General features: G+C 42.5%; 7 protein-coding genes. All 7 read left to right on the forward strand.

Annotated elements, in window-relative coordinates:
- Positions 1-95: 95 nt before the first annotated feature.
- The 7 genes from CHU92_RS03045 to CHU92_RS03075 all read left to right on the forward strand — a co-directional run bounded on the left by CHU92_RS03045 (position 96) and on the right by CHU92_RS03075 (position 5,931).
- Positions 96-641, forward strand: a complete 546-nt coding sequence (locus CHU92_RS03045; protein WP_094412479.1) for a hypothetical protein — start codon at positions 96-98, stop codon at positions 639-641.
- Positions 642-782: 141 nt separating this feature from the next.
- The gene (locus CHU92_RS03050) at positions 783-1,559 is read left to right on the forward strand and encodes a ParA family protein (RefSeq protein WP_094412481.1); all 777 of its coding nucleotides are present in this window, start codon (positions 783-785) and stop codon (positions 1,557-1,559) included.
- Positions 1,556-2,455 (forward strand): ParB/RepB/Spo0J family partition protein, encoded by a 900-nt coding sequence (locus CHU92_RS03055; protein ID WP_094412483.1) that lies wholly within the window; start codon positions 1,556-1,558, stop codon positions 2,453-2,455. Before CHU92_RS03050 ends, CHU92_RS03055 begins: the two co-directional genes overlap by 4 nt.
- Before the next feature lie 80 nt (positions 2,456-2,535).
- A complete protein-coding gene (locus tag CHU92_RS03060) occupies positions 2,536-3,024 on the forward strand; it encodes a DUF5683 domain-containing protein (protein ID WP_243389550.1) in 489 nt (162 codons plus the stop codon).
- A gap of 4 nt (positions 3,025-3,028) precedes the next feature.
- The gene (gene dapB / locus CHU92_RS03065; protein ID WP_094412487.1) at positions 3,029-3,727 is read left to right on the forward strand and encodes a 4-hydroxy-tetrahydrodipicolinate reductase; all 699 of its coding nucleotides are present in this window, start codon (positions 3,029-3,031) and stop codon (positions 3,725-3,727) included.
- Between the two features lie 47 nt (positions 3,728-3,774).
- Positions 3,775-5,310: a signal peptidase I gene (gene lepB, locus CHU92_RS03070; protein ID WP_094412489.1), complete on the forward strand. Its 1,536-nt coding sequence runs from the start codon at positions 3,775-3,777 to the stop codon at positions 5,308-5,310.
- A gap of 6 nt (positions 5,311-5,316) precedes the next feature.
- On the forward strand, positions 5,317-5,931 hold the full coding sequence (locus tag CHU92_RS03075) for a WbqC family protein (protein WP_094412491.1): 615 nt from the start codon (positions 5,317-5,319) through the stop codon (positions 5,929-5,931).
- The last annotated feature ends 123 nt before the right edge of the window (positions 5,932-6,054 follow it).

Below are 6,054 nucleotides of genomic sequence, written 5' to 3' on the forward strand. Positions count from 1 at the left end.
AATGGTTAAGTTTGATAGTGTTAAATTTTATTTAGGACAGGATTGACGAAAAATACATTATTTATAGCGACTGTTTTGGAGAATGGGGAGGGACAGTGTATTTTTTTGAAAAGGCAACTTTAACAACGTACTTTACGGAATCAACTTGTGCAAATTCTGTTCTTAAAGATGCAAATGGATACAATGTATTATCGCACCTGGGACATGGTGATGGTTTTTCAGAAATAAAAACTGTAAGTAAACCAACTGAATTAACATTAGCAAAGTCATCTAAAATTGGAAAAATATTTAAAGGAGCAGCTTTAGGTTATACAGATAAATCAAATTCATTTACTAAAAAATTAGATTTAAACGGTATCCAAATATTTTCATCATTTAATTATAAGGGTAAGTTATTGTTTATGGTCCACCTTGCTAAATTAACATTTATAGCAGAAATTATGGATAATGAAATAAAAGTCGTTCATAGGTTATTCTTTAACGGTTTATACACTCACCATCCAATTACTACCATATATGGAAATTACACATTAATAAACTTAGATCATTATTCAACAGGCTTACATAGAGAAATATCTGTACTTCTTATTACTGATAACAAAATTACCAAGCTAGATTGGAATATGAGGCATAATCATTAGTTACTATTCATTTTATCTTTTGTTATAAGTTGTATTGGCTTCTGTCTACAGCTTATTACTTTGCCTGAATAATGTTAACAAATTCCGTTTTCACATCCCATAAATAATTGTATTTTTACGGTTCAAAATTTTCAACTATAAATGGGTAAAATTATTGCTATTGCCAACCAGAAAGGTGGCGTAGGTAAAACAACAACTTCGGTTAACCTGGCGGCATCGCTGGGTGTGCTCGAAAAAAAAGTCCTTTTGATAGATGCTGACCCGCAGGCCAATGCCAGCTCCGGTCTGGGGCTTGATGTAGAGTCGGTTGAAATAGGCACCTACCAGATACTGGAGCACAGCCATACTCCTGATGAAGCCACCGTAGCATGCAGCGCCCCTAATGTTTCGGTAATTCCGGCCCATATTGACCTGGTAGCCATTGAAATTGAGCTGGTTGATAAAGAAAACCGGGAATACATGCTGAAGCAGGCGCTTGAACCGGTAAAAGACAAATATGATTATATCCTTATAGACTGTGCGCCGTCACTAGGCCTGCTAACGCTTAACGCACTTACTGCTGCTGATTCGGTTGTAATACCGATACAGTGCGAATATTTTGCGCTTGAAGGCCTCGGTAAGCTGTTAAATACTATAAAGAGTGTACAGAAGATACATAACCCGGCGTTAGATATTGAAGGCCTGCTGCTCACTATGTATGATTCGCGCCTGCGCCTTTCCAACCAGGTAGTTGAAGAAGTGCAGAAACATTTTAACGATATGGTTTTTGAAACCGTGATACAGCGCAACGTAAAGCTAAGTGAGGCACCCAGCTTCGGCGAAAGCATCATAAACTATGATGCTACCAGTAAGGGAGCAACCAATTACCTGCACCTGGCCGAAGAGATCATTAAGAAAAACAGTAAAGTAACTTCATGACAAAAGCAATAAAAAAACAGGCCCTTGGAAGAGGATTATCAGCATTACTGAAAGACCCGGATAACGATATAAAATCGGTTGAGGATAAAAACGCTGATAAAGTTGTAGGCAATATTATTGAGCTTGATATTGATGCTATTGAAATAAACCCGTTCCAGCCCAGGACTAACTTTAACGAAGAATCCCTGCAGGAACTAAGCACTTCCATTAAAGAACTTGGGGTTATACAGCCGATAACCGTCCGTAAGCTTGACTATAAAACCTACCAGCTTATTTCGGGTGAGCGCAGGCTGCGTGCTTCAAAAATGGCAGGGCTGGAAACCATTCCTGCATATATACGCATTGCCAATGATAACGAATCGCTGGTAATGGCGCTCGTGGAAAACATACAACGCCACGACCTCGACCCTATCGAAATAGCCCTTTCCTACCAGCGCCTTATAGATGAAATACAGCTTACCCAGGAACAGATGAGTGAGCGCGTGGGAAAAAAACGTTCTACAATAGCCAATTACCTTCGCCTGCTGAAACTTGACCCTATCATCCAGACAGGGATACGCGACGGGTTTATCACCATGGGCCACGGCCGTGCCATAATCAATATTGAGGGCCATGATGCGCAGGCCGAAATATACCAGAAGATAGTAAGCGGCAACCTTTCGGTCCGCGAAACCGAAGCGCTGGTAAAAAACTACCAGGACAGCCTGAAACCCGCACCGGCAAAACCGGCAAGAGGTACTGCTTTTAAAGTAGAAGACATCCAGAAAAAAGCTATTGCCGATTTTTTTGGCGCTAAAGCTGATATTAAGGTAGACGCAAAGGGTAAAGGTAAAATAACCATCCCTTTTCATTCAGAAGAAGATTTTAACCGCATCATTAAATTAGTAAAGGGCTAGTGAGAAAGTGCTTCTTCATACTTCTTTCCCTGTTTCTTATCAGCAGCGTTGCCAGCGCCCAAAATGAGAATGATATAATTATGGAACAGGACTCAACCGCTGCAAAAGCGCCTTCCTATAAAATTGACCCGCTAGCCCCGTCAAAAGCCGCTTTTTATTCGGCTATAGTACCCGGGCTGGGGCAGGTTTACAATAAAAAATACTGGAAAGTCCCTATTGTTTACGGTGGCCTTGGGCTCAGCCTTTACTACTACAGCTGGAACAATACCGAATATCACCGCTACCGCGACGCCTATAAAGACAGGCTTGCCGGAAGGCAGGTTTCAGGCGAACTGGCCAATCTTGATAATGACAGGTTACTACGGGGGCAGCGCTTCCACCAGCGGAACCGCGACCTTTCCATGCTTATAACCATTGGCATATATATACTTAATATTGTTGATGCCAATGTGGACGCGCACCTGATGCAGTTCAACGTGAACGAAAACCTGTCACTGCGCCCACAGTTACAACAAAACCAGATTGATTATAAACACAATATGGGTCTTACCCTGAGTTACCAGTTTTAAGCGTATGAAAATTGCATTGTTAGGTTATGGTAAAATGGGTAAGGTAATTGAGCGTATTGCTCATGAACGTGGCCATGACATTGTTTTGAAGAAAGGCAGCAAGGATAGCTTTACGGGCCTTGAAAACGCAGATGTAGCTATTGATTTCAGCATACCCGATGCCGCTTTTGGCAATATATCAGCTTGCCTTAACAGCAATATACCCGTTGTTTCGGGCACTACAGGCTGGCTTGATAAGTATCATGAAGCGGCACAGCTGTGTGAAGAAAAAAAGGGCGCTTTTATTTATGGCTCCAACTTCAGCCTTGGTGTAAATATCTTTTTTGAGCTGAACTCCTGCCTGGCCAAAATGATGGGCAGGCTAGGCCAGTATAAGGTAAGCATGGAAGAGATACACCATACACAAAAGCTCGATGCGCCCAGTGGCACTGCCATAACGCTGGCAAACGAAATTATAGCCCACAGCGACTATTCAAGCTGGGCCATAGGAAACCCTAAAGAAGATGAAATCTTTATTGATGCAAAACGGGTTGAAGGAGTGCCGGGCACGCACACAGTAACTTATAACTCACCAATTGACAGCATCGAAATAAAACATACGGCCCACAGCCGCGAAGGCTTTGCACTGGGCGCAGTTATTGCAGCTGAATGGCTTATAGGCAAAAAAGGCATTTACAGCATGAAAGATGTACTGGGGCTGTAGTAACATATTGTAACCGGTTTAGACATATAAGAAAAACTTTATAAGAGATGACACTTACGCAATGGTTTATTTTTTTCCTGGCAGTACAGGTAATCCACTTTTTAGGTACATGGAAACTATATCATAAAGCTGGCAGGAAACCCTGGGAGGCAGCCGTACCCATTTATAATGCTATAGTGCTTATGCGGATAATAAACCGGCCACGTTGGTGGGTTATACTGCTGTTCATACCTATTGTTAACCTCATCATGTTCCCGGTAGTATGGGTAGAAACATTGCGCAGCTTCGGCAAAAAGACCATTACCGATACCATTTTAGGAGTAATTACCCTTGGGTTGTATATCTACTATATAAACTATGCCGGAGATGTTACCTATGTAGGGAAAGACCGCGATTTAAAACCAAAAAGCAAATCGGGCGATACGGTTAGCTCCCTGCTGTTTGCGGTGGTGGTTGCCACCATAGTGCATACTTACGTGATGCAGCCATTTACCATCCCCACCTCATCGTTAGAAAAAACACTACTTGTGGGCGACTTCCTGTTTGTAAGCAAGTTTCATTACGGTGCACGTACACCTATGACTACTGTAGCATTCCCTATGGTACATGACACCATTCCTCTGGTAAAAACAAAATCATACAGCAAGTGGCCACAATTACCTTCTTTCAGGCTCCCCGGCTTTGAAAAAGTGGAAAAGAATGATATCGTTGTATTCAACTGGCCTGTTGATACGGTACGGTTTTTCAGGGATAAGAACAGTATAGGTATACGTAAACCTATTGATAAAAAATCAAATTATGTTAAGCGTTGTGTGGGCACACCCGGTGACAGTATAGCAATCAAAGACGGGGTAGTTTACATTAACGGTGCCGAACTCAAGCTTTCGGGGAGGGCTAAACCACAATATTCTTATGTTGTGACCACCGATGGCAGCCTGCTGAATGATGCCTACCTGCAAAAAGAACTTAATGTTACTGATGGCTATGGACGTATTGATGAAACAACATACATTTTTTCAGCATTGACTGATGAAAGTGTTGCAAGGTTAAAAAGTAACCCCGGCATTAAATCTGTTGAAAGAAGAATTGCCAAAGCAGGTGAAGGTGATCCTTCGGTTTTTCCGCATACAAAGCAGTGGAACCTTGACAATATGGGGCCAATCTATATTCCTGAAGCAGGCAAAACTGTCGCGCTTACAAAAGAGAGTTTGCCTTTTTATAAAATGATCATTACGGAATATGAAAATAATGACCTTAAGGTAAATGGCGATGAGATACTGATAAACGGAAAGGCTGCCGACAGCTATACATTTAAACAGAACTACTACTGGATGATGGGGGATAACCGCCACAATTCGGAAGACAGCCGCTTTTGGGGATACGTGCCGGAAGACCATATTGTAGGTAAGCCTGTTTTCATCTGGATGAGCCTTGACCAGAATAACAAGCCTCGATGGGACAGGTTTTTTACTACTGTGGGCGGTGACGGTGAACCTGTTTCTTATTTCAAGTACTTTATAATCGCACTGGCAGGCTGGTTCCTATTTGATTTCTTCAGGAAGAAACGTAAAACTGCCGCTTAAAAGTAAATGAACATTCTTATACATCCCACCTACTTCCCCTCCATAAGCCATTTCGTGGCAATGGTTAAGGCTGATACCATAACTTTTGAAGTAGAGGACAATTTCCAGAAACAAACCAACCGGAACCGGATGTATATTTACAGCCCCAACGGCGTACAGCTGCTCAACATACCCCTAAAACACAGTAAAATAGGCTCACACCAAAAATTTAAAGACACCCGTATTGAGCACGCGTTTGACTGGCAAAAACAGCATTTTAAATCGCTTGAGGCCGCCTACAGGACTTCCCCCTTCTTCGAGTACTTTGAAGATGACATAAGGCCCGTATTCGAAAAAAAGCACACCTTTATGATGGACCTCAATTTCCACATCCTCGAAATTTTGGCAGGCTGCATGGGGCTGGAACTAAAATACAATAAAACAGAAGAGTATTTCCATGAAGTACAGGGCATGGAAGATTACCGTTTCCTGGCCAATGGCAAAAAAGACACCTCACAGTTTGAACCCTACACACAGGTCTTTGAACAAAAACATGGCTTCCTCAGCAACCTCAGCATCCTCGACCTGCTCTTTAACGAAGGTAGGCACACACTACAATACCTGAAAAACCAGCAGCTATAACCACCAGTATGCTTTTTCCTTATTTGGGAAGCAGCCATCAATAGGTATCCCCGGCAGTGGCATGTCCCGTTGTCCACTATATCTCCCCGCCGCAAAAGCAGGCGGCGGGGAGGATGCCGCTCC

The sequence above is a fragment of the Flavobacterium cyanobacteriorum genome (assembly GCF_002251835.1).
GTDB classification, from domain to species: Bacteria; Bacteroidota; Bacteroidia; order Flavobacteriales; family Flavobacteriaceae; genus Flavobacterium; species Flavobacterium cyanobacteriorum.